The sequence below is a fragment of the Clostridium sartagoforme genome, from assembly GCF_004794105.1.
Taxonomy (GTDB): Bacteria; Bacillota; Clostridia; order Clostridiales; family Clostridiaceae; genus Clostridium; species Clostridium sartagoforme_B.
On sequence record NZ_SRYR01000010.1, the window covers coordinates 89,785 to 111,122 of the forward strand.

18 protein-coding genes are annotated in these 21,338 nt (G+C 28.0%); 15 read left to right on the top strand and 3 right to left on the bottom strand.

The annotated features are described in order from the left end of the window. The first annotated feature begins 69 nt into the window (after window positions 1-69). From nth to E5347_RS14165, 6 genes are all read left to right on the top strand, one after another. The gene (nth, locus tag E5347_RS14140) at window positions 70-726 is read left to right on the top strand and encodes an endonuclease III (protein ID WP_136007879.1); all 657 of its coding nucleotides are present in this window, start codon (window positions 70-72) and stop codon (window positions 724-726) included. Between the two features lie 713 nt (window positions 727-1,439). Then, window positions 1,440-2,339: a D-alanine--D-alanine ligase gene (locus tag E5347_RS14145; RefSeq protein WP_136007880.1), complete on the top strand. Its 900-nt coding sequence runs from the start codon at window positions 1,440-1,442 to the stop codon at window positions 2,337-2,339. A 283-nt stretch (window positions 2,340-2,622) separates the two neighbouring features. After that, a complete protein-coding gene (locus E5347_RS14150) occupies window positions 2,623-4,722 on the top strand; it encodes a sodium-translocating pyrophosphatase (RefSeq protein WP_136007881.1) in 2,100 nt (699 codons plus the stop codon). A 568-nt stretch (window positions 4,723-5,290) separates the two neighbouring features. After that, complete coding sequence (locus E5347_RS14155; RefSeq protein ID WP_136007882.1) at window positions 5,291-5,806, top strand: hypothetical protein; 516 nt, start codon at window positions 5,291-5,293, stop codon at window positions 5,804-5,806. Between the two features lie 295 nt (window positions 5,807-6,101). Next, the gene (locus tag E5347_RS14160; RefSeq protein ID WP_136007883.1) at window positions 6,102-6,599 is read left to right on the top strand and encodes a hypothetical protein; all 498 of its coding nucleotides are present in this window, start codon (window positions 6,102-6,104) and stop codon (window positions 6,597-6,599) included. 398 nt (window positions 6,600-6,997) lie between these two features. Continuing rightward, the gene (locus E5347_RS14165; protein WP_136007884.1) at window positions 6,998-7,486 is read left to right on the top strand and encodes a hypothetical protein; all 489 of its coding nucleotides are present in this window, start codon (window positions 6,998-7,000) and stop codon (window positions 7,484-7,486) included. Between the two features lie 227 nt (window positions 7,487-7,713). Here E5347_RS14165 and E5347_RS14170 read toward each other — a convergent pair whose 3' ends face one another. Then, window positions 7,714-8,199, bottom strand: a complete 486-nt coding sequence (locus E5347_RS14170) for a GNAT family N-acetyltransferase (protein WP_136007885.1) — start codon at window positions 8,197-8,199, stop codon at window positions 7,714-7,716. Between the two features lie 35 nt (window positions 8,200-8,234). Beyond that, window positions 8,235-8,693 (bottom strand): NUDIX hydrolase, encoded by a 459-nt coding sequence (locus E5347_RS14175; RefSeq protein WP_136007886.1) that lies wholly within the window; start codon window positions 8,691-8,693, stop codon window positions 8,235-8,237. Between the two features lie 254 nt (window positions 8,694-8,947). Between E5347_RS14175 and E5347_RS14180 the strand changes: the two genes are divergently transcribed. Both E5347_RS14180 and E5347_RS14185 read left to right on the top strand, forming a co-directional pair. Further along, window positions 8,948-9,334 carry a BlaI/MecI/CopY family transcriptional regulator gene (locus E5347_RS14180; protein WP_136007887.1) on the top strand — a complete coding sequence of 129 codons (387 nt, stop codon included), beginning with the start codon at window positions 8,948-8,950 and terminating at the stop codon, window positions 9,332-9,334. Beyond that, window positions 9,334-11,811, top strand: coding sequence for a M56 family metallopeptidase (locus tag E5347_RS14185; protein WP_136007888.1), 2,478 nt, complete (start codon window positions 9,334-9,336; stop codon window positions 11,809-11,811). Before E5347_RS14180 ends, E5347_RS14185 begins: the two co-directional genes overlap by 1 nt. A 281-nt stretch (window positions 11,812-12,092) precedes the next feature. Here E5347_RS14185 and E5347_RS14190 read toward each other — a convergent pair whose 3' ends face one another. Beyond that, window positions 12,093-12,326: a hypothetical protein gene (locus E5347_RS14190; protein WP_136007889.1), complete on the bottom strand. Its 234-nt coding sequence runs from the start codon at window positions 12,324-12,326 to the stop codon at window positions 12,093-12,095. A gap of 624 nt (window positions 12,327-12,950) precedes the next feature. Here E5347_RS14190 and E5347_RS14195 point away from each other — a divergent pair. The 7 genes from E5347_RS14195 to E5347_RS14225 all read left to right on the top strand — a co-directional run bounded on the left by E5347_RS14195 (window position 12,951) and on the right by E5347_RS14225 (window position 20,928). Next, on the top strand, window positions 12,951-13,664 hold the full coding sequence (locus E5347_RS14195) for a response regulator transcription factor (RefSeq protein ID WP_136007890.1): 714 nt from the start codon (window positions 12,951-12,953) through the stop codon (window positions 13,662-13,664). Beyond that, complete coding sequence (locus E5347_RS14200; protein WP_243109788.1) at window positions 13,642-15,237, top strand: sensor histidine kinase; 1,596 nt, start codon at window positions 13,642-13,644, stop codon at window positions 15,235-15,237. Before E5347_RS14195 ends, E5347_RS14200 begins: the two co-directional genes overlap by 23 nt. 81 nt (window positions 15,238-15,318) lie before the next feature. Then, window positions 15,319-16,260 carry a glycoside hydrolase family 25 protein gene (locus E5347_RS14205; RefSeq protein ID WP_136007891.1) on the top strand — a complete coding sequence of 314 codons (942 nt, stop codon included), beginning with the start codon at window positions 15,319-15,321 and terminating at the stop codon, window positions 16,258-16,260. A 527-nt stretch (window positions 16,261-16,787) separates the two neighbouring features. After that, complete coding sequence (locus E5347_RS14210; protein ID WP_425350476.1) at window positions 16,788-18,269, top strand: VanW family protein; 1,482 nt, start codon at window positions 16,788-16,790, stop codon at window positions 18,267-18,269. Window positions 18,270-18,527: 258 nt separating this feature from the next. Beyond that, the gene (locus tag E5347_RS14215) at window positions 18,528-19,364 is read left to right on the top strand and encodes a Cof-type HAD-IIB family hydrolase (protein ID WP_136007892.1); all 837 of its coding nucleotides are present in this window, start codon (window positions 18,528-18,530) and stop codon (window positions 19,362-19,364) included. 245 nt (window positions 19,365-19,609) lie between these two features. Further along, window positions 19,610-20,074, top strand: a complete 465-nt coding sequence (locus E5347_RS14220) for a tRNA (cytidine(34)-2'-O)-methyltransferase (RefSeq protein WP_136007893.1) — start codon at window positions 19,610-19,612, stop codon at window positions 20,072-20,074. 17 nt (window positions 20,075-20,091) lie between these two features. Continuing rightward, window positions 20,092-20,928, top strand: a complete 837-nt coding sequence (locus tag E5347_RS14225) for a DegV family protein (RefSeq protein ID WP_136007894.1) — start codon at window positions 20,092-20,094, stop codon at window positions 20,926-20,928. The last annotated feature ends 410 nt before the right edge of the window (window positions 20,929-21,338 follow it).

Sequence of the window (21,338 nt, forward strand, 5' to 3'; positions counted from 1 at the left end):
ATTTATGTGTTTAATTAATTTTTAGTTATTTAGTTTTATTATGTGACAGCATAGTAGGTAGGTGATTTTGTGAAAAAGAGAACTAAAGAAATTTTAGAAATATTAAAGGTTGATTATCCAGATGCAAAATGTGAGCTTAATCATGAATCTGCTTTTCAGCTTTTAGTGGCTACTATTTTATCAGCTCAAACTACAGATAAGAAGGTTAATGAAGTAACAGAAACTTTATTTAAAGAATATCCTGATTTAGATGCCTTTTTAACTTTATCCTTAGAAGAGTTAGAAAGCAGAATAAAGCAAATAGGACTTTATAGAAGTAAGGCTAAGAACTTAATAATGATGTGTAATCAATTAAAGCAAAACTTCAATGGAGAAGTTCCAAGTACTATGGAGGAATTAACCTCACTTGCAGGTGCAGGTAGAAAAACAGCAAATGTAGTTTTATCAAATGCTTTTGATGTGCCTTCTATAGCAGTTGATACTCATGTATTTAGGGTTTCAAATAGACTAGGACTTGCTAATTCAGAAAATGTTCTAGAAGTAGAAAAGCAATTACAAAAGGAACTTCCAAAGAGAGAGTGGAGCTTAACTCATCATTTATTAATCTTCCATGGTAGAAGATGTTGTATTGCTAGAAATCCAAAATGTGAAATTTGTAATTTAACTAAGTACTGTAAATATTATAAAGAAAATCTGAAACTTAAAAAGACTAGTAAGAAAAAATAATAATTTGTATTAAAATGCGAATATAACCACAAATATAAATATAATATGCTCCATAAGACAAATGGCTGGAAAAAGAGGCATTGAATACTTAGTGAAGTTGAGTGAAACGATAACTGAGCTTAGTATGAAAGCCCATCTACTGAAGTTTGCCTGAAGTAGATGATCATATTAGAAATTTAAAAACTGCTAGACCAAGAGTTTTGGTAAAACTCGCATACGCTCAGACAAACCAACAACTCTAAGGCCTAGAAGCTTTTACTTCACCAAGAACGTCTAATTTTTCGCCATATGCTTATTTCACATATTATATTTATATTTGTTAGTATATATCATTATTTAATGTAGCTCTGTGGTAACTTTATAATTAAATTGTATTTTCATCTAACAGTAATTATTGGAATTCAGCTCGTCTGAATTTCTTCCTTTAGTAGGCTGATATTTACAAGTTTAAATTATTCAAGGAGTTTTTAACATATTGTGCGTAAGACGACTTGGAGTTTACGACGGAGTCCGAGCATAATATGTTAAAAAATCATGCGTAATTTAAAACAACTATTTTCTTTTAATAGGTTTTCTGCAGTGATATAATTATATAATAAGTTAATTATTTAATAAGATATTATGTAATTAACTCATTAAGCAATTTAAAGTTTAAGAATAACAATATAAGCGTAAAAATAAGTAAGTAATTTAATAGTAATTGGAGGAACATTATGAAAGTTGGAGTATTAATGGGAGGAATATCCTCAGAAAGAGAAGTATCATTAAGTAGTGGTAATTCAATAATGCAGCATATTAATAAAGAAAAGTATGAGGTTACACCTATAATTATAGATAGTAAAGAGGACGTAATTGAAAAGGTAAAAGGAATAGATTTTGCCCTTTTAGCCCTTCATGGTAAGTTTGGAGAAGATGGATCAGTTCAAGCTGTTTTAGAAACATTAGGAATACCTTATTCAGGATGTGATACTTTAAGTAGTGCTTTATGTATGGATAAAGATTTATCTAAAAGTATTTTAAAGGCTAAAGGAATAAGAACTGCAAAGTGGTTAAATGTTTCTTCAGTAGATGAAATAGATTATGAAGCTATAGAAGATATGGGTTATCCAGTATTTATAAAGCCTACTAATGGAGGATCAAGTGTTGCTACATTTAAGGTTACAAAAAAAGAAGATGTAGAACATGCTGTAGTTGAAGGACTAAAGTGGGACAGAGAAGTAATGATTGAAGAATTCATTAAAGGTGATGAAATTACTTGTCCTGTATTTAATCATGAGTTATTCCCAATCTTAGCTATAAAGGCTAAAACTGATTTCTATGATTACGAACAAAAATACTCAGCTAATGGTGCCGAGCATTATCCAATTGAATTAGAAGAAGGACTTTATAATGAAGTTAAAAAAATGGCTTTAGATACTTACAAAGCTTTAAAATGTTCAGTTTATACTAGAATAGATATGATTATAACTGAAGATAAGGTTCCTTATATACTAGAAGCTAATACTCTTCCAGGAATGACAGCTACTAGTTTATTCCCTCAAAGTGCAGGAGAAAAAGGAATAGATTATTCAAGCTTTATTGATATGATAATTGAATATTCATTAAAGAAATAGTTTTAAAATGCAAAGCATTTTAAATGAAAAGATTAAGGTAATGAAAAAATGAAAGAATGAAGGAAGGGGTTTTGCTATGCAAAACCTCTTTTATTTATAGATTTTCTTACAAAAATATGTAAAGATTCTTATAAACATTTTTTTCATTCTTTAATTTTTTCATTCTTTCATTAATAAAATGCTTCGCATTTTTTGACAACTAGAGTAATTTCCTGAAATTTAGAACGTATAATAATAAAGTAAAATAAGTGTTTATATATTCAATATATAAGGGGGAATAATTATGAACTTTATTCTTTTAGTTTTACTTTGTTCAGTTTTAGGTTTGTTTTTTTCAGTTTACCAAGGAAGAAGCATTATGAAAGAAGACGAGGGGGATGAAAAGGTACGAAGCATTGCTATTAAAATAAGAAAAGGAGCAAATGCATATTTAAAGAGGCAGTACAAAGGAGTAACAATATTTTTTGTGATAATGTTTGTTATATTCCTTATTATGAGCATTTTTGGATATGTTTCAATATTTGTTCCTTTTTCTTTTGTAATAGGAGGATTCTTATCAGGGCTTAGTGGTTTTATAGGTATGAAGGTTGCAACTCAAGCTAATTCTAGAACTACAACAGCTGCTAAGAAAAGTTTAAATGGTGCATTGAAAATTTCATTTAAAAGTGGCTCTGTTATAGGAATTGTAGTTGTTTCTCTAGGTCTTTTATATATAGCTCTTGGATTTTTATTTTTAGATTGGTATTATAGAGATTTATCAGAAGCAGAAAGAATACTGCAAGTTACAACTAATATTTTAACCTTTGGAATAGGGGCTTCTTCTATGGCTTTATTTGCTAGAGTTGGTGGCGGAATATTTACAAAGGCTGCAGATGTTGGAGCAGATTTAGTAGGGAAAGTAGAAGTAGGCATCCCAGAAGATGACCCAAGAAATCCAGCTGTAATTGCAGATAATGTTGGAGATAATGTTGGTGATGTTGCAGGTATGGGAGCTGACCTTTATGAGTCATATGTAGGTTCATTAATTTCATCTTCTGCATTAGCTGTTGCAGCAGGACTATCAACAAAGGGTGCTGTAGTTCCACTTCTTGTTGCAGCCTTAGGTGTAGTTGCATCCATATTTTCTACATTCTTTGTAAAAGCAAAAGAAGATTCAAGTCAGAAGAACTTACTTAAAGCTTTAAGAAGAGGTGTTTATATATCCTCAGTAATTGTTGCAGTAGGATCTTATTTTATAGTAAGAGAAATATTAGGTTCTGAAAATATAGGAGTTTACTTTAGTATATTATCAGGGCTTTTTGCAGGGATTTTAATAGGATTCTTTACTGAATACTACACATCAGATAGTTATAAACCAACAAGGAATCTAGCTTCAATGAGTGAAACTGGACCAGCGACTATAATAATAGGTGGATTATCTTTAGGGATGGCATCTACAGCAATACCTGTAGTAATAGTAGCTGTATCTGTATTAATAAGTTTTAATTTATCAGGTGGGGCTAATGATTTTAATTTAGGCCTTTATGGAATTGCAATTTCAGCAGTTGGTATGTTGTCTACTTTAGGAATTACACTGGCAACAGATGCTTATGGACCTATAGCAGATAATGCAGGGGGAATTGCTGAAATGTCTGAGCAAGATCCAGAGGTAAGAAGAAGAACTGATGCTTTAGATTCATTAGGAAATACTACAGCAGCTACAGGAAAAGGCTTTGCAATAGGTTCAGCTGCATTAACAGCTTTAGCTTTTATAGCAGCATATAAGGATTCTATTGAAAATATAGTTAAGAGCGGAACTTCTAATTTTGAGTTTAACTTATCTATATTAAATCCTCAGGTTTTAATAGGATTATTTATAGGTGGAATGGTAACCTTCTTATTTTCTTCAAAGACAATGGATGCAGTTGGACGAGCTGCTTCAAAAATAGTGGTTGAAGTAAGAAGACAATTTAAAGAAATTCCTGGACTTATGGAAGGAAAGGGAGAACCAGATTATGAGTCTTGTATTGATATTTGTACTAAATCTGCTCAAAGAGAACTTATTACAATAGCAATAATTTCAGTAGCTACACCAGTAATAGTCGGACTTATTTTAGGACCTAATGGGGTAGCAGGACTTTTAGCAGGAGCAACAGTAACAGGTTTTGCAATGGCTATAATGATGTCAAACTCAGGTGGAGCTTGGGATAATGCTAAGAAATATATAGAATCTGGAGTACTAGGTGGGAAGGGCTCAGAATGCCATAAAGCAGCAGTTGTTGGAGACACAGTAGGAGATCCCTTTAAAGATACAACAGGACCTTCAATAAATATTCTAATAAAACTAATGTCAATGGTATCAATTGTATTTGGAGCATTAATACTTGCTTTAGGAGTACTATAGAAAATTTATAATATAAAGTGATTCTTATCTTTAGGTGGAGTTTTCTTAAAAAGTAGAGAACTAAAATCTTTCATTTTGTGTGAATTATTTTTACAGAGTGCAGGTTGCCTATTCCATCTTAAGGTTAGAAGAACTAACCCAGGCGCGTAGCAGTGCTTAGCTCCCACTTGTATAATGAGGAGTGTTAGCAATGGTAGCGATCGGACAAATGACTTTTATTAAGTTATTCTATTAATTTCTTAGTAGATAGTTTAGTAGCTTAACTTAAAGAGATAGTTTTAAAGATAGTCAAATTATAAAATTTTATAAGTACATGACTACCTAGAAAAGATACTATTTCGCAATGATCATAGAGAAATAGTATCTTTTTTTCATAAGTTTAATTATAGTAAACCAACAACTATAATTTTTATTAAATTTAATAGCCTACAAATGGCTTAAACTGTAATTTTTAATTTCTTCGTGAAAATTTGATTTAGCGAAATATATTTCAATAATTTAAAGTATAATAAAAATATGTTAATATATAGTATATTACAGTATAGCTAAATAAAAGGTGGTTAAAGTATTGGAAATTAAATACAAGAACACATTAGATGATTATGAAAATTTTTATTGGTTTTCACAAAAACCTTTAATCCTTATTGTTTTTTATGGGTTTCAATCATTATTTTTGTTTGGAATCATTTATGCACTTATAGATTTTTATTATTATCTTAGCGCAAGGATAATTGTGATAGCTGTATTTATAATCTTATGGATAATATATCGTGCTATTTGTAAAAAGTTAAATATAAGAGCTATAGGAAAAGGGTTGATAAAAATAAGGGCAAAAATGGATTCTTCCTTATTAAGTGAAAAAACTTTAATAATAAATGAAGATAACATTACTATTAAAAGTGTTAGAGGAACAAAAAAGTTTAGTTTTAAAATAATTTCTAGAATCCATGAAGAAGGTAATTGCATATATATTATAAATATATTACGTGATGTTACAGCGATAATACCTACTAATATCTTTACAAGTACAGAAGAAAAGGAACAGGTCATAGCTCAACTAAAAGCAAGGTGTAAAAGAAAATAAGAGAGTGATAAAAATATTTATCACTCTCTTTTGTTCACTAAAGATACTTTTAGCGAAATTAGAATGTTTATAGTTTATAAATTATTAATTCATAGCTATCATCAATCATATCTATATGATGAGGGACTTTATCAATTTGTTCAATTATTTTGGCATCAAAATCGCAAACTATATGGCGTGAATATATTTCTGATAGTAGTAGCTTCTTTTTATAATTTAGAGGTTGGGTGTTACAATATAACTAAAAGAATAAATTTAAATGTGATATAATATTAGTAAAAATTAGGAGATATCTATGAAGTTATATAAATTAAAAATCTTATTAATTATTATTTTAATTATTTTAATTGTAATTCCTTTTTTACCCTATAAAATGCCAGAAATAAATCAATATGAATATGATAATTTGACAAGATTAGAGATTCAATGTCATGAGTGGAGTGGTGGACCTAAAGTTATTGGTGGCCAAGAACATTTAGGTAGATTTCTAGAAACTTTACCTGACAAAACTATTTCAAGAGATACTGTAAATTTAATTGGAAATACTCCATTTAAAAGTATATCAACATTTAGGCAGGGAATTCCTTCATATAGTGAATTTGTTGTTTATGGAGAATTTAAAGAAGGTAATTCAAGGTTTAATGAAGTTAGTTTTGATGTTAAGGAATGGTATCCTAAGAACAAATACGTAACACTATATGATAGTATGATTTTTTATAAATTAAAGATATACTTTAATTCAATGATTATAATTATTGTTTTACTATTAGCAAGTTTAAAAGTTAAAAAGTAACCCAGTATGCATTATCTTCTTTAGCTGGAATTGGATATCTAGAAGATACAGCTGGGATGTATTCAGTTTGAGTTATTAAAGCCTTTACTACTGGAATATATTATTCAATTGAATTAAAAAGTTTTAAGTCTTTTTACCAATTTGGTTATTATGACTTTGATGGTTTTTTATTTATTAAGGAGAATAGAGTCTAGTTATATAGAGAGGCTATCTAAGAAGTTAGCTTTAAAAAATATGAGGATCTTACTGCTGAAAAGTCTATAAATATAAGTAGTGAGTCAATTATTATAGATTATAAAAATAGTAATTTTTAAATGAAGCTAAACAAAAATACTAAGTTAGATATGGTTGGTAAATGAATAATGAACAATTGTATTATTTTACGAGGTGATGATGTTTTGAGAAAAGAATATATTTTAGCTATTATAATCCCTTTATTAATATTATCATTAATTGGATGTACGAAATCAGAAAATGTAAAAGTTATAAGTCCATTTAAGGATATTCCAATAAGTTCAACTAAAAGAATTGAATTTTCAAACTTAACTGTTACAAGTAAAGAGAAAGAGTTAGGAAGAAGTAAAATGGTTACAGATGAAGATGATATAAAAAAGATTGGAGAATACTTAAAATCAATAACTTGTACCGAAAGCAATAATAAGAATTTTAAGCCTGATTTTGTAATTTCATTATTAAAGAGCAGTGAAAATGAAAAGATTTATTTATATGAAATAGGAGTTTCTAATAATCAAATCTATGTTTATAATTATAGCAATACAGATACAGTTAACTTTATATATAAGAATATTGACAGTAGAATTACTCAAGAATTAAAAAGTCTATATAACGATATGAATTATGAAGAAGAATTTCTTATGAAAAAATAATCTCATAATCTTAAAATATTGTGAACTACAAAATTTAAATTTAGCGAATAGATTTGAAATAATACTAGGGAAAAGGATATACGAATTGGGACATCCTTTAGCTTAGCTATATTTACACATTATTTTAAAACAAAGCGAAACAATTTTAATATATTACGAATTAAAAGTGGGCAATTAATTGTCCACTTTTTATGGTCTAATATTAAGATTAGTTTAAAAAAAGCCTTTTATTTAAATAGCAATATCATATCATTCCATTTTGCTCCACCATGAGATGAGTCTGAAACTCCAACATGCTTAAAATCAAATTTTTCATAATAATGGACTAAATGATTCTTGCAAGTTAGAACCATTCCTTTTTTACCACGTTCTTTAGATATTTTTATAAAATGCTTTAATAATTCTGTGGCAACACCAGAGTTACGATATTCTGGTAATACATCTAATCCAAATACAGTTTGATAATCTCCTGAAGGGTTATGTAATTCAGTATTATGATATAATTCATCAGGCAATTCAGGTTTATCAGTAGTACATCCATTTATAAAACCAATTACTTTTTCATTTTTAACTGCTACGAAAAAATTTTCTTTAAAAGCAGAATATCTATTACGAAAATCTTCTTCTTTAGCTGCTTCAGCTTCAGGAAAACACTTGCTTTCTATAATGATAATTTCTTCTAAATCTTCTTTAGTGGCTTCTCTAATTTCCATACAAATCTCCTATATCAAATATTTATAAAATGCTTTTAATTTTCTATTAATTCACTATATGTAATGTTATTTTTAATATTATCAATAACTAATTTTCTAATACTCATAATATCACTTGGAAGATACTCTAAGTCGAACCATTTTAATTCAGAAGCTTTATTTGGCTCCATTATCTTAGGGATTCCTTCAAATTTTTCAACTAAAAAATACATATCGTAATAAGTTCTTCCACCAGATGAGCTAACACGATGAGCTAAGTGAGCAAATGATAAATCATCTATATTTATGTTTATTCCAAGCTCCTCTTTAGCTTCTCTTACAACAGCCATTTTAGCTGTTTCTCCTTCATCAACATGTCCACTTCCTGACATATCCCATTTACCATCTTCATAACCTGTATCTTTTCTACGATGTAATAGTATTTGAGTTTTACCTTCTTTTCTATTTATTATAACCGGCATTACCGCTGAATATGATTTGAAATGTTCTCCCATGATAGACCTCCTGAAACTAAAAATGAAGAATTATTGATTTAATTCTTTTAGAATTACTAAGACTGTTATAATTAAAAACTCTATTAGGAGTTTTTTGTTAATTTTTAATTGTGCAACAGCACCATAATTATAGTGTGTATTATAAACTATATTTGGTAAAATATAAAGTTATGGGAAAAAATAGGTTGACAGCTATAGATTACACTTGTAAACTTAAATTAAAGATTACATTTGTAATTTTAAGGAGGGGTATAATGAATAAGCTGCCAAAAATATCTGATTCAGAATGGGAAATAATGAAGATAGTATGGTCAAAGGATGAGGTAACTTCTAATGAAATAATAGAAAGTCTTAGTGGTAAACAACAGTGGAAAAGTACTACTATTAAAAGCCTTATTAGCAGGCTTTTGAACAAAGAAGCCATTGGTTTTAGAAAAAATGGCAAGGAGTATGTTTATTACTCATTAATCTCAGAAGAAGAATGTATAAAGGAAGAAAGCCAATCATTTTTGAAAAGAGTTTTTAATGGATCATTAAATGATATGATATTAAACTTAGTAAAAAGTGAAGAATTAACTAATGAAGACATAAATGAGTTAAGGGATATTTTAAATGAAAAGTTGGATGTGGAGGATAAATAATGAGTTATATTATTGAATCCTCTATAGCTGCAAGTTTTTTAGTAGGAATAATTTTGCTAATAAGATTACTACTAAAAAATCATATGAAAAAGTCTATAATTTATTATCTTTGGTTTATTTTATTAATTAAATTAATAATTCCTTTTGGTCCAGAAAGTAAACTAAGTGTTTTTAATTTAGTTAATGTTAGTCCTATAGAAGAAAGTAATAATTCAATCATAGATAGTAATACACAAGTAAATAATCAAGTTACAAATCAAACAATACCTAATGATGAAATTAATAGTGACATTTCTACAGATTTTAATTCACCAGTAAATAATATAGTTAATGATAATAATGAACAAAGCAATAATTTTACTTATAAAGAAATAATATTTTATCTTTGGATAAGTGTAGCTTCTATACTTATTTTAAGAGGGTTAATAGCTTATTTAAAGCTTCACTTAAGTATTAAAAAAGAATATATTCAGTACAAAAACTATGATATAGATATTGATATTTCTAAGGAAAAGAAGTCTTTATCTATAAATAGAAGTATAGAAGTCAGAGTAACTAATGAAATAAATAGTCCTAGTCTTTGTGGGGTAATTAAACCTAAAATATTAATTCCATTAAAGGTTGTAAGTTTTGTAAATGAAAAAGAAATGAAATATATAATTATGCATGAGCTTTGCCATTATAAAAGAAAAGATATCTTAGTAACATGGCTAACATCAATAGTAAAAGCTATTCATTGGTTTAATCCAATAATTTATCTTGGATTTAATATAATGAGAAGTGATTGTGAAGCTGCTTGTGATGAAATGGTCTTAACTAAACTAGGCAAAGAAGAAAACTTAAACTATGGAAATACAATAATTAATGTACTTCAGTTAATTCATTCTAAAAATCCTATTCCAGGTACAACATCAATGATAACTGACAAAAAGAGGCTTAAGGATAGGATAAAAAATATAGCTGAAAATAAGAAGTTTGGGTTTAGAACTATAATAGCTGGGATAGTGGTAATTTCTGTTTTAGCTATAGTGCTCTTAACAACTAGGTTAAAATCTGAAAATTTAAATTTAGTTGATAGTTCTAAAATAAGTGAGGTTACTATAAAGGTCATGCCATCTCCACCTAGAGGGAAAAATGTATATAATAAAGAAGATGTTAATAAAATTGTAGATTATATTAATTCAATTAAAGTAAAAGGTGAAAAACAGAAAGTATATAAAGGGTGGGAGGTTAATATTAAGTTAACTGGAGATGAAAATTATGATATTAGTTTTATAGATAACTATATTAACATTAACGGAATCCAATATACTGCAAGTAATAAAGAAATTGATAAAATTAAAATTTTATATGATAGTATGAATTATGAAGAAAGAGATATAGTATCTAATGAAGTAATTGAGAGCGGAAGTTTGAATTTTCATTCTTTAGTTAAGCAATTAATAGATAAGAACATAGAAATTAAATTAATTGAAGAGAAATCATTATCGACTAAGGAGAATGGATATTCAGCTGATTTTTATACTATAAAAGCAAATAATGAAGAAGTGAAAATATATGATTATATTGATTCAAAAGCAGCCTTAAGTGAAATAGGAATATTTAATGGTGATGATTATAGTGAAATTAATTATGCTAGTGATTATATTTTAATAAATATAGAAGAATTAAAATCAGCTAAGAATGTATATTTTAAAAATAGTATTATATGCTTGTATAATGGTGACTCAAGTGAAATAAAAGATTCATTAGCAAAAATTTTAGGAGAGCCACTAGTAAAGCAAAGTAGAGATACTTTAAGGATTTCTGGTCAAGATATAACTTTACTTTATCCATCACAATGGATTGGAGCTCAAGAGCCAATTGAATTAATTTTAGGTGATAATTCTTATAAAATTGATTCTAGAAATGTTAAATTAAATAAGAATGTTTCTGAATTAAAATTAAATTGGGATGTTATTTCGAAGGAGTTAAGAGAGTTTGATGGAGATTATATAAATATAAAATGGTCTGATAAATTAGTACAGGGTACTGAGAAAATTTTTCTAACTCAGATAGCAAGAAATGATTTTAAAAGAGTAGTTAAGACAAAATCAGGATATATAGATTCAGATTTATTTTATCCGGTAATAGAAACAACTTCTACCGATAAAGTATATATTGGGCAAAATCTTTATGAGGAATACATTAAGATGCGTAGTACAGATTTGTTATCTGATCTAGATAATGGTATTAATAAGGAGGTGGAACCTTCTTTAGTAGAGTATAGAATAATAAGTTGTGATTTGCACTCAGAAGGCAAAAATATATTTACTGTAACAGTAGCTTATGATATAAAACCTAATGAAAGTGGGTTTGGCTTGGCTGGTAATGGGATAGATGGAGACGATGGATGGATAATAGATAAGTTTTCCTTTGTTGATGTAGAGAAAATTGGTGAAAATAAATATAGGATGATAACTGCTTATACTGGCTAAAGACTATACGTAGTTTATATGTTTAAGGGGATAAATCTTCAGTAAATATATTATAAAGTTAAATAAAAGGATATCTATAAAGAAAGTTATAAGTGATAATTTTCTCAATATAGATATCCTTTTTTGGTGTGATATATTTAAATTGTGAAGTAAAAAATACCGCATATTCATTTTAATAGTACGGTACTTCTAGCGATTTAATATTTTATTTTACCTTAGTAATAATTTAATTATGCAATTAATAATAACGGATTTCTATATAACTTTAATATAAAATATATTTAACTTAAGGATATTTTTTTGTTATCTATAAATAAAATACAATCGATGGAGAAATTTCCACCAAGGTTTACCTTTATCTCTTCACCACTTGGTAATTTTCCAATAAGCTTAGCTCTAGACGTAAGACCATATGTCTCATCTTGAATTTCACCATCAACTAATAATATTTCCTTATTCCAGTAATTCTCAATTCTTATAAGATGATTATTATATTTTTTCTCCCAAACTTTCATAAGTCCTCCCAATATTTTTATTCATATATAATACAATTACGAATTAATTATAACATATTTTTACAATACCGTATTATTCAATTTTCAAAGAATAAATTTTCCTAGTTATTCCGTAATAATTTCAATAAGATTAACAATAATCGTTGAAATTCAGCTCATCTGAATTTCCTCATTTAGTACCAGGGTATCTAAAAGATTAAATTACTCAAGTGTTCTTTAAAATACTATGCGTAAACCGACTTGGAGCTTGGGACATAGAAAGGTCGCAATATTTCATATATTTCTATATAATTCTAAATTTAATCAAAACTCCGAAAGGAGTTTTTTCCTTTAGTAGCAAGGCATCCACAATATGTTATATACTCCTGTGCATTTTATGACATTTAAGATTTTTTTAAGGAATTTTAATCTTTATTATTAAGATATTTTACCTAAAATATAAATAAAGATTGAGAGTATGATAAACTTATCTTATAAAAATTATATATGCTTTCAATTGGTGTAATTTACTTTAGAAACTATTTCTATACTTAAGGTAACATAATTACTTAAGACGTAGATTATTTATTGAAACATATATAGTAGAGATTATTTATATATAATATTTTGGAGGGAAACGAAGATATGAGTAATGAAAGAATTTTAATAGTTGATGATGAAAAAGAAATAAGAGATTTAGTAGATATATATTTAAAGGGTGAAGGTTATGAAACTTTAAAGGCTGAAAATGGAGAAGAGGCTTTAAATCTATTAGAAAAAGAAAAGGTTGATTTAATTATTTTAGATATAATGATGCCTAAGGTTAATGGAATAGAGGCATGTCTAAAAATTAGAGAAGAAAGAGAAATGCCAATTATTATGTTATCAGCAAAGTCTGAGGATATGGATAAGATATTAGGACTTAATACTGGGGCAGATGATTATTTAACTAAGCCTTTTAATCCTTTAGAGCTGGTAGCAAGGGTTAAGTCTCAGCTTAGAAGATATAAGAGATTTAATAAAACTTCTAATGAGGGAAATACTATTACAACCTTTGAAAATACATTAGAAGTTGAAGATATTACTATAAACTTAGAAACACATGAAGTTTTTAAAGATGGAGAAGAAATCAAATTAACTCCAACTGAATTTGATATATTAGTTTTGCTTGCTGAAAATAGAGGTAAGGTATTTAGTATAGAAAATATTTATAACAGTGTTTGGAAACAGGAGTTTATGCAATCTGACAATACCGTAATGGTTCATATTAGGAAGGTAAGAGAAAAGATTGAGGAGGATCCTAGAAAACCTAAGTATATAAAAACTGTATGGGGGGTTGGCTATAAAATTGATAGGTAGAAAGAACAAAAAAGATAAAAATAATAATGAGAAAAACACAGAAAATATAAAAAAAGAAAAGGTAGGTCTAGTTACTAGATTTAGAAACCTTTTAAAGAGGATATTTTATAGATTTTATAATTCTAGATTAGGAGAAACTATTAAGGGGTTATGTGAGTGGCTATATAAGAATATAGAAAAAAGTATTAGATTTGAGCTTATGGTTGTATTTGCTATTTGTTTTGTTTCAGCCTTTTTCTTCTATGGTTTTGCTAATAATATGCTTGCTAAAAATAGAACTATAACAAATATAGAATATGATATTGGATCCATTCAATCAACAGCCAATAATATTGCAAGGGATTTGAGTAATAATGAAAGTGTTGCTGGATTAAGTGATAAAGCTACTATAGATAGTTATTTAGAAAATTATAACTATAGTAAAGCTAAAATTTATATTACAGATTTAGACGGTAAGATATTATATAAAGTAAATGGTGACTTTCAAGAAAAATTAGATATTTATGCTGTAATAGATAAAAGCAATACTGCAACAAATGAAGGTGATGAGAAGGTATTCTTATATCCAGTAAATCTTGGAGGGGATAGAGCTTACCTAATTTATTATGAAACTCCAACTCCATATATATCTAATGAATATTATGTAGATGAAAATTCATTTTTAGCATTGGTGCTTTCTGTAATTTTATTTATATCTATATTTATTATAATTACAAATAGAAAAATGAAGTATATAGAAGAAATTGCATCAGGAGTTAGAATTATTTCTAGTGGAGACTTATCATATAGAGTTGAAGAAAAGGGTAAGGATGAAATTAAGAATTTAGCAGAGAACATAAATAACATGGCTTCAGAAATCCAAAATAGAATAGAAGCAGAAAGAAGATCAGAGCAGACTAAAAGTGAGCTCATTACTAATGTATCACATGATTTAAGAACACCTTTAACTTCAGTTATGGGATATATTGGTCTTATAAAAGAAGGTAAATATGAAAATGATGAAATGATGAAGGAATACCTAAATATTGCCTTTAATAAAGCAACTCAGCTTAAGGAGTTAATTGAAGACTTATTTGAATATAATAAATTAAATGCAAGGGGTATAGTATTAGAAAAAACTAATGTAAATATAGTTGAATTCTTATCTCAAATAATTGAAGAATATATTCCAGTATTTGAAGAAAATGAGCTTGAAGTAGTAAAGAGATTTGTAGATGAAAAGTCTATAGTTGAAATTGATGCAGGGAAAATGGTTAGAGTTTTTGAAAATTTATTCTCAAATGCAATAAAATACTCATTTAAGCCTGGAAGAGTAGTAGTTTCTGCATATGAAAATAATGGTTATGCTAATATTGTGATAAAAAATAATGGCGAAAATATACCTAAAGAAAAAGTTGAAAGATTATTTGATAGATTTTATAGAGTGGATGAGGCGAGAAACTCTGATACTAAGGGTAGTGGATTAGGCTTAGCTATATCTAAGAATATAGTAGAACTACATGAAGGTAAGATTTGGGCTGAATGCGTGGGAAATGAAGTTAGCTTCTTTATCAAATTAAAAACAATCAAATAATTAATAATATTAATAGATATAAGTAACCTTTAAGAAAGTAATTTATAAAATGATAAAGAGATTATTTTTCTTGGAGGAAAAATGCAAAATAAAAATGCTAATAGTAGATTTGGAATCGACATAAATGAATATACTCAAAATGTTAATTTTGAAACTTTAGCAAGGACTATAGATTTTCTATATGTTAGATCTTCAGGATCAGGTTCAGGAAGGTTTAGAGTAGATAGAAAATTCTTAGAGTATGCAAAAGCAGCAAGGAATTATGGAATACCAGTTGGAGCATATCATTATGCTATACCTTCTTATGATTTAACTACAGCTGATGCACAATGTAATGATTTTATCAACATATTGCAAGAAGGATTTGGTAATAGGAACTATGGGGACTTATTTCCAGTATTAGACGTAGAAGAACCTATAGACAATAAGATAAGCACAAAGGCTCTAATAGACTGGATACTAAGATTTAAAAAGTGCTTTGAGAGTAAAACAAGAAGAAGACTTATGTTATATACAGGGGCATTTTTCATCGAACTTTACAATGATTTTAAATTACCTAATGGAACTCAACCATTAAAAACTATGCCGTTATGGATTGCTATGTACACCCATGTAGAGATTAATCCAGATTATCCTCCTAATTTAGGCGGTTGGACTAGATGGAGAATATGGCAATATAGTGATAGAGCAGAAGTTCAAGGAGTTGGAAATCCAGTTGATGCAAACTGGGGTCCAGATAGTTTAGATCTTTTAATGCAACCAAGGCAGGTTAGGAATTTTAATGCAACTAAGAGTAACGGTATGTTAAGAGTAACCTGGAGTAGAAATACAGATGTAGATTTACTAGGATATAATATATTCGTAAATGGAAATTGGATTGGAACTGTTAATAAGGATGATACAAGTTTCCAAATTCCATTAAGGGAATTACCAGTTAGCACTAATGTCCCAGTAACGGTATCAATAGAAGCTTTTGATAATGATGGTGAAACATCTCAAATTAGAAGTAGAGTAGTAGTATAGAGAAAATATTAAGGCTGCTTTAAAGGCAGCCTAAGTGTTGTCGCACAATGAAAAATTAGAAATTAATAATGGAAAATTAAGGAGAAAACTCATGAATGAGTTTTAAGAAATATGCTTTTCACGTGATTTATTATAGATTGCATCATTGATTATTGATTTTTAACTTTAAATTTCTAATTATCACTTTTGTGAGGCAGCCTCTTAGTAGTAAAAATAAATTATTTTTCTAAAGCTCCGCAAGGAGTTTTTTCTTTATCTCTTACCCCTAACCTTTACTTTTTATCTCTTACCCTGTACCTTTTAACCATTATCTCTTACTTTTTAGTTCTTCATTTCAAAGTGTTTATCCTTAATTATTAATTTTACCATGGAATTAATCTCCATGAAGTTAACAGAATAGACACATTTAAGTATTAATTATTTATTAAAATTAAATATTATTAATTAATGTATATTAAATTTAAAGGGGAAATATTATATAATAATATTATGAATTGTTATGTTTAATTATAGGTGATAAGAAAGGAGTGGGACCGTTGAAAAAGATAAATAAAAATACTTTGATATTAGCTGGTGTAATAGTTTTAATTTTGGTAATAGGTATTATAAGTTATGTTTTTTCAGTTAATAAAAAAGTAGCATCATGGCAAGATAAAATATATCCAGGTGTATCTGTTTATGGTATAGACTTAGGCGGATTAAATGAGGAAGAAGCAGCTAAGGTACTTAAAGAAAAATTACCTAGTATGATTTTGGACAAGAAGTTAGTAGTTAAAGTAGAGGATAAAACTTTAGAACTGACTTATGAGGAATTAAATCCAAGTTATAATCCTGAAGAAGTAGCTAAGGAAGCTATGGCAGTAGGAAAAGATGAAAGTAATTTTACTAAGAATTCATATATAAAGGGAAAAAAGACAACTAATGTAGATTCGAAACTTTCTTATGATGAAGAAGCTTTAGCAGCTTTTGAAAATAAGGTTATTGATGAGGTGGGAGTAAAACCTATCAATGCTTCAATTGAAATAAATTCAGGAAATATATCTATTACTGATGAGGTTTCTGGTAAAAGTATAAACAAAGAAGAGCTTCATAATACTTTAGTAGATAATATAAATTCAGATCCCGGCAATGAAGCAGTTTTAACTTTTGAATTAGTAGTTGAAGAGGCTAAGATAAAAGCTGAAGATTTAACTAGAATCAATGGCAAAATTAGTACTTATAGCACTAGTTATGTTAATACTGGTGATGGTAGAGTTAAGAACATGGAAATTGCTGCTGATATAGTAAATGGGACAATCCTTATGCCAGGAGATGAGTTTAGTTATAATGGATTAATTGGTGATACTACTCCAGAAAAAGGTTATGAAAAAGCTAATACCTATGTAGGAAATGAAATAGTTCCTGACTACGGTGGTGGAATATGCCAAATTTCAACTACTCTTTATAGGGCAGTTATGAATGCAAATATTAGATCAACAGAAAGGATGAATCACTCCCTTACAGTTTCTTATTCAGAGCCGGGATTAGATGCAACAGTGGCTAATCCTTATATAGATTATAAGTTTGTAAATACTTACGATTTCCCAATATATATTCAAGGTTCCGTTAGTGGAGGAATAGCTAATTTTACTTTGTATGGAGATGCAGAAGCAATGGGTAATAAGACTTATGAATTAGTAAATGAAATTCATGAAAAGTACAACCCTGAAATAAAGTATGAAGATGATCCAACTATGGAAGAAGGAACTGAAAAAGTTGTATCTCATGGAATGCCAGGATACAAGGCTAGTTCATATCAAGTAACTTATGAAAATGGAGTAGAAGTAGATAGAGAATTTATTGCTACAGATGTTTACATGACTACAGATACAATAGTTAAAAGAGGAACTAAGAAGAAGGAAGAACCTAAGAAGGAAGAACCTAAGAAAGAAGACTCCAAAAAGGAAGATCCTAAAAAAGAGGATACAACAAATAATAAAACTGAATCTGACAAAAAACCAAACAACTAGTCATAAAATGCGAAGCATTTTATTAATGAAAGAATGAAGAAATGAAAAAATGAAAGAATGCTTATAAAAAAAATAGAAATTTTTTATAAGAGAATATTTAAAATAAGGAGGTTTTGCATAGCAAAACCTCTTCCTCAATTTTTTCATTCTTTCAATACCTTAATTTTTTAATTGTTATTATCTTGTTAAGTTTATTGTTGAAATAAAATTATAGTGATATTATAAAGATAAAATAAAGGTTATCGTAAAGGAGTATTTATGGCATATAAGATGGTTTGCATTGATATGGATGGAACTTTACTAGGTAAAGGGAGAAAAGTATCAGATGAAAGCAAGAGGGTAATTAAAAAATTGCATGACAAGGGAATAGAAGTAGTAGTAACTACAGGAAGAATATATAATAATGCCGCTTATTACTCTCATCTTTTAGGTGTAAAGTCTCCAGTTATTGCGGCAAATGGAGCAATAGTTAGAGATAAATACACTAATAAAGTAATATACGAAAATCCTATACAGCCAGAAACTTGCATTAAATTAGTAGAAACTCTTGAAAGTTTAAATTTATTATTTCATTTTTATACATCAAATGAAATATATTGTGGAAATTATATTACTAAGGTAGCTACTAAATTATATATGACCAAGCAAAGAGGGTTTGATGATTTAAAAATTAATTATAATGTAATTAGGAATATAAAAAAATGGGAAGAATTCTTTAATAGAACTAATGGTAAAATCACTAAAAGTATAGCCTTTTCTTTAGAACCTGAAAAGTTAAGGGCTCTTAAGGTGAAGTTAGATGAGTTTGATGATATTATATATTTTGGTGCAGGCACAAAAAGCCTTGAAATTAATAATAGAGGTGCATCAAAAGGCAAGGCAGTAAAGGCTTTAGCTGAGCATTATGGATTTAAGAGAGAAGAAATAGTATGTATTGGTGATAATGAAAATGATATTTCTATGATTGAATATGCAGGTCTTGGAGTTGCAATGGGAAATGCAATAGATAAAGTGAAAGACCTTGCAGATTTTGTTACGGACACTAATAAAGAAGATGGAGTGGCAAAGGCATTAAAAAAAATCTTTGATATTTAGCAGTGATTTTGTAGAAATAAGCAATATATATTGTATAAAAAAATATTCTGTTAATAAAGTGCAAATGACTTTGACTAATAAGTTTTCATATAGTATTATTTTTATTATGATATTAAATGAGGTTTTTGCACAATGTAAAATTAAGAATGAATAATGAAAAATTACATCAATAATTATTCATTTTCAATTTTTAATTTTTAATTGGGCTGTTTATACAACAGCCTCTTTTATTGGAGGACATAGATATGAATAATTTAAATATAGTATTATATCAACCAGAGATACCTCAAAACACTGGTAATATTGCTAGAACTTGTGTTTTGACTAACTCAACTCTACACTTAATAAAACCAATGAAATTTAAAATTGATGATAAACAAGTGAAAAGAGCTGGATTAGATTATTGGAGTGAATTAAAATTAGAAATTCATGAAAGCTATGAAGATTTCATGAAAAAGTATGGAAATGAAAGAATCTTTTTATCTACTACTCATGCAACAGAACATTATGATGAAGTCGAGTACAAAGAAGGAGATTTCATAATGTTTGGTAGAGAATCTGCTGGTGTTCCTGAAGAAGTACATACTGCCCATAAAGGTATTAGAATTCCAATGATAAAAACTAGCACAAGAAGCTTAAATCTTTCAAACACAGTTGCAATAGTAGCTTATGAGGCATTAAGACAAATTGGTTTTCCTGAAATGAAGTAAATTAGGGGGAATAGAAAATGAAAAAAATTAAAATAGTGACGGACAGTTGTCTAGATCTTCCGGAAGAATTAATAAGAGAAAATAATATTGAAATACTACCAGTACTAATTAATTTTGGAGATAAAAGTTACGTAGATAGAGAAGAAATTAACCTAAAAGAAATGCAAGAAAAAATAGAGAGAGAAAAGGTATTACCAACTACAGCTCAAATAACTCCAAGTAGATTTGAAGAATATTTTAGAAATGCATTAAATGAAGGCTATAAAGTAGTAGCAGTTTTAATGTCTTCTAATATGAGTGGAACTTATAATTCAGCTTGTATAGCTAAGGATATGATAGAATCTGATGATATAGTTATAGTAGATACTCAAGTAATTACATCTGCTCAAGGTTTCTTTGTATTAAAAGCTTGTGAGCTAAGAGATAAGGGATTTACTGCTGAAGAAATAAAGAAAGAAATAGATGCTATGAAGCATAAAATGAAAGCATCACTTTGCTTTGAATCTTTAGAAAACTTAGTAAGAGGTGGAAGAATCTCTAAAACAGCAGGGGCAATAGGTACTGCTTTAGGTCTTAGAGTAATTATTGGCTTTGAAGATGGAATGATGGTTGCAAAAGATAAGATAAGAGGAAATAAGAAGGTACTAAAGAAAATTATTTCTGATTATGAAAATAGTAATCCAGATAAAAATGAGCCAGTAATGTTAATAGAAATAGTAAGCCCAGAAATAAAGGCTGAACTTAAAAGTTATTTAGAAGAAAATAATATTAAGTATATAGAAACTACTCCTGGTTGTGCTGTAGGAATACACTCAGGAAATAGAGTTTGTGGATTATTCTTTTTAAGTAAATAGAAAAGAATTAAAAATGCGTATCACTAAACTGTGATACGCATTTTTTTTATGAAGGAATATCTCTTAATTGAAAATAAGAAAATTATAAATATAGTTATTTAATATTAGTATATTTATATTAAAATGAAAATGTTTAAATAAATTTTATAAAATTCATTTGAATATAAAAAATCTTAGTATTCATAGGAATATTGAGAAAGTTTAGAAAAAAATTATTTTTTGAAGATATATGTAGTTGATAGATGATTAAGTTAACGTTTATACTAGTAGTAGAATTAGTATTAACAATATATATATGTTTCAATAATTAATCTACATTTTAAGTGTCTATATTATTTGATGTGAAAAATAATTAAAAGTGTAAATTACATTAATTGAAAGCTTATATATCTTTTAATTTTTATATAAGT

Bases quoted from the DNA above. Each gene is read 5' to 3' on its own strand.
- E5347_RS14190 (WP_136007889.1), bottom strand. From the start codon at position 12,326: ATGAAAGTTTGGGAGAAAAAATATAATAATCATCTTATAAGAATTGAG.
- E5347_RS14225 (WP_136007894.1), top strand. From the start codon at position 20,092: ATGAAAAAAATTAAAATAGTGACGGACAGTTGTCTAGATCTTCCGGAA.
- E5347_RS14150 (WP_136007881.1), top strand. From the start codon at position 2,623: ATGAACTTTATTCTTTTAGTTTTACTTTGTTCAGTTTTAGGTTTGTTT.
- E5347_RS14215 (WP_136007892.1), top strand. From the start codon at position 18,528: ATGGCATATAAGATGGTTTGCATTGATATGGATGGAACTTTACTAGGT.
- E5347_RS14195 (WP_136007890.1), top strand. From the start codon at position 12,951: ATGAGTAATGAAAGAATTTTAATAGTTGATGATGAAAAAGAAATAAGA.
- E5347_RS14175 (WP_136007886.1), bottom strand. From the start codon at position 8,693: ATGGGAGAACATTTCAAATCATATTCAGCGGTAATGCCGGTTATAATA.
- E5347_RS14160 (WP_136007883.1), top strand. From the start codon at position 6,102: ATGAAGTTATATAAATTAAAAATCTTATTAATTATTATTTTAATTATT.
- E5347_RS14220 (WP_136007893.1), top strand. From the start codon at position 19,610: ATGAATAATTTAAATATAGTATTATATCAACCAGAGATACCTCAAAAC.
- E5347_RS14185 (WP_136007888.1), top strand. From the start codon at position 9,334: ATGAGTTATATTATTGAATCCTCTATAGCTGCAAGTTTTTTAGTAGGA.
- E5347_RS14170 (WP_136007885.1), bottom strand. From the start codon at position 8,199: ATGGAAATTAGAGAAGCCACTAAAGAAGATTTAGAAGAAATTATCATT.
- E5347_RS14180 (WP_136007887.1), top strand. From the start codon at position 8,948: ATGAATAAGCTGCCAAAAATATCTGATTCAGAATGGGAAATAATGAAG.
- E5347_RS14145 (WP_136007880.1), top strand. From the start codon at position 1,440: ATGAAAGTTGGAGTATTAATGGGAGGAATATCCTCAGAAAGAGAAGTA.
- E5347_RS14205 (WP_136007891.1), top strand. From the start codon at position 15,319: ATGCAAAATAAAAATGCTAATAGTAGATTTGGAATCGACATAAATGAA.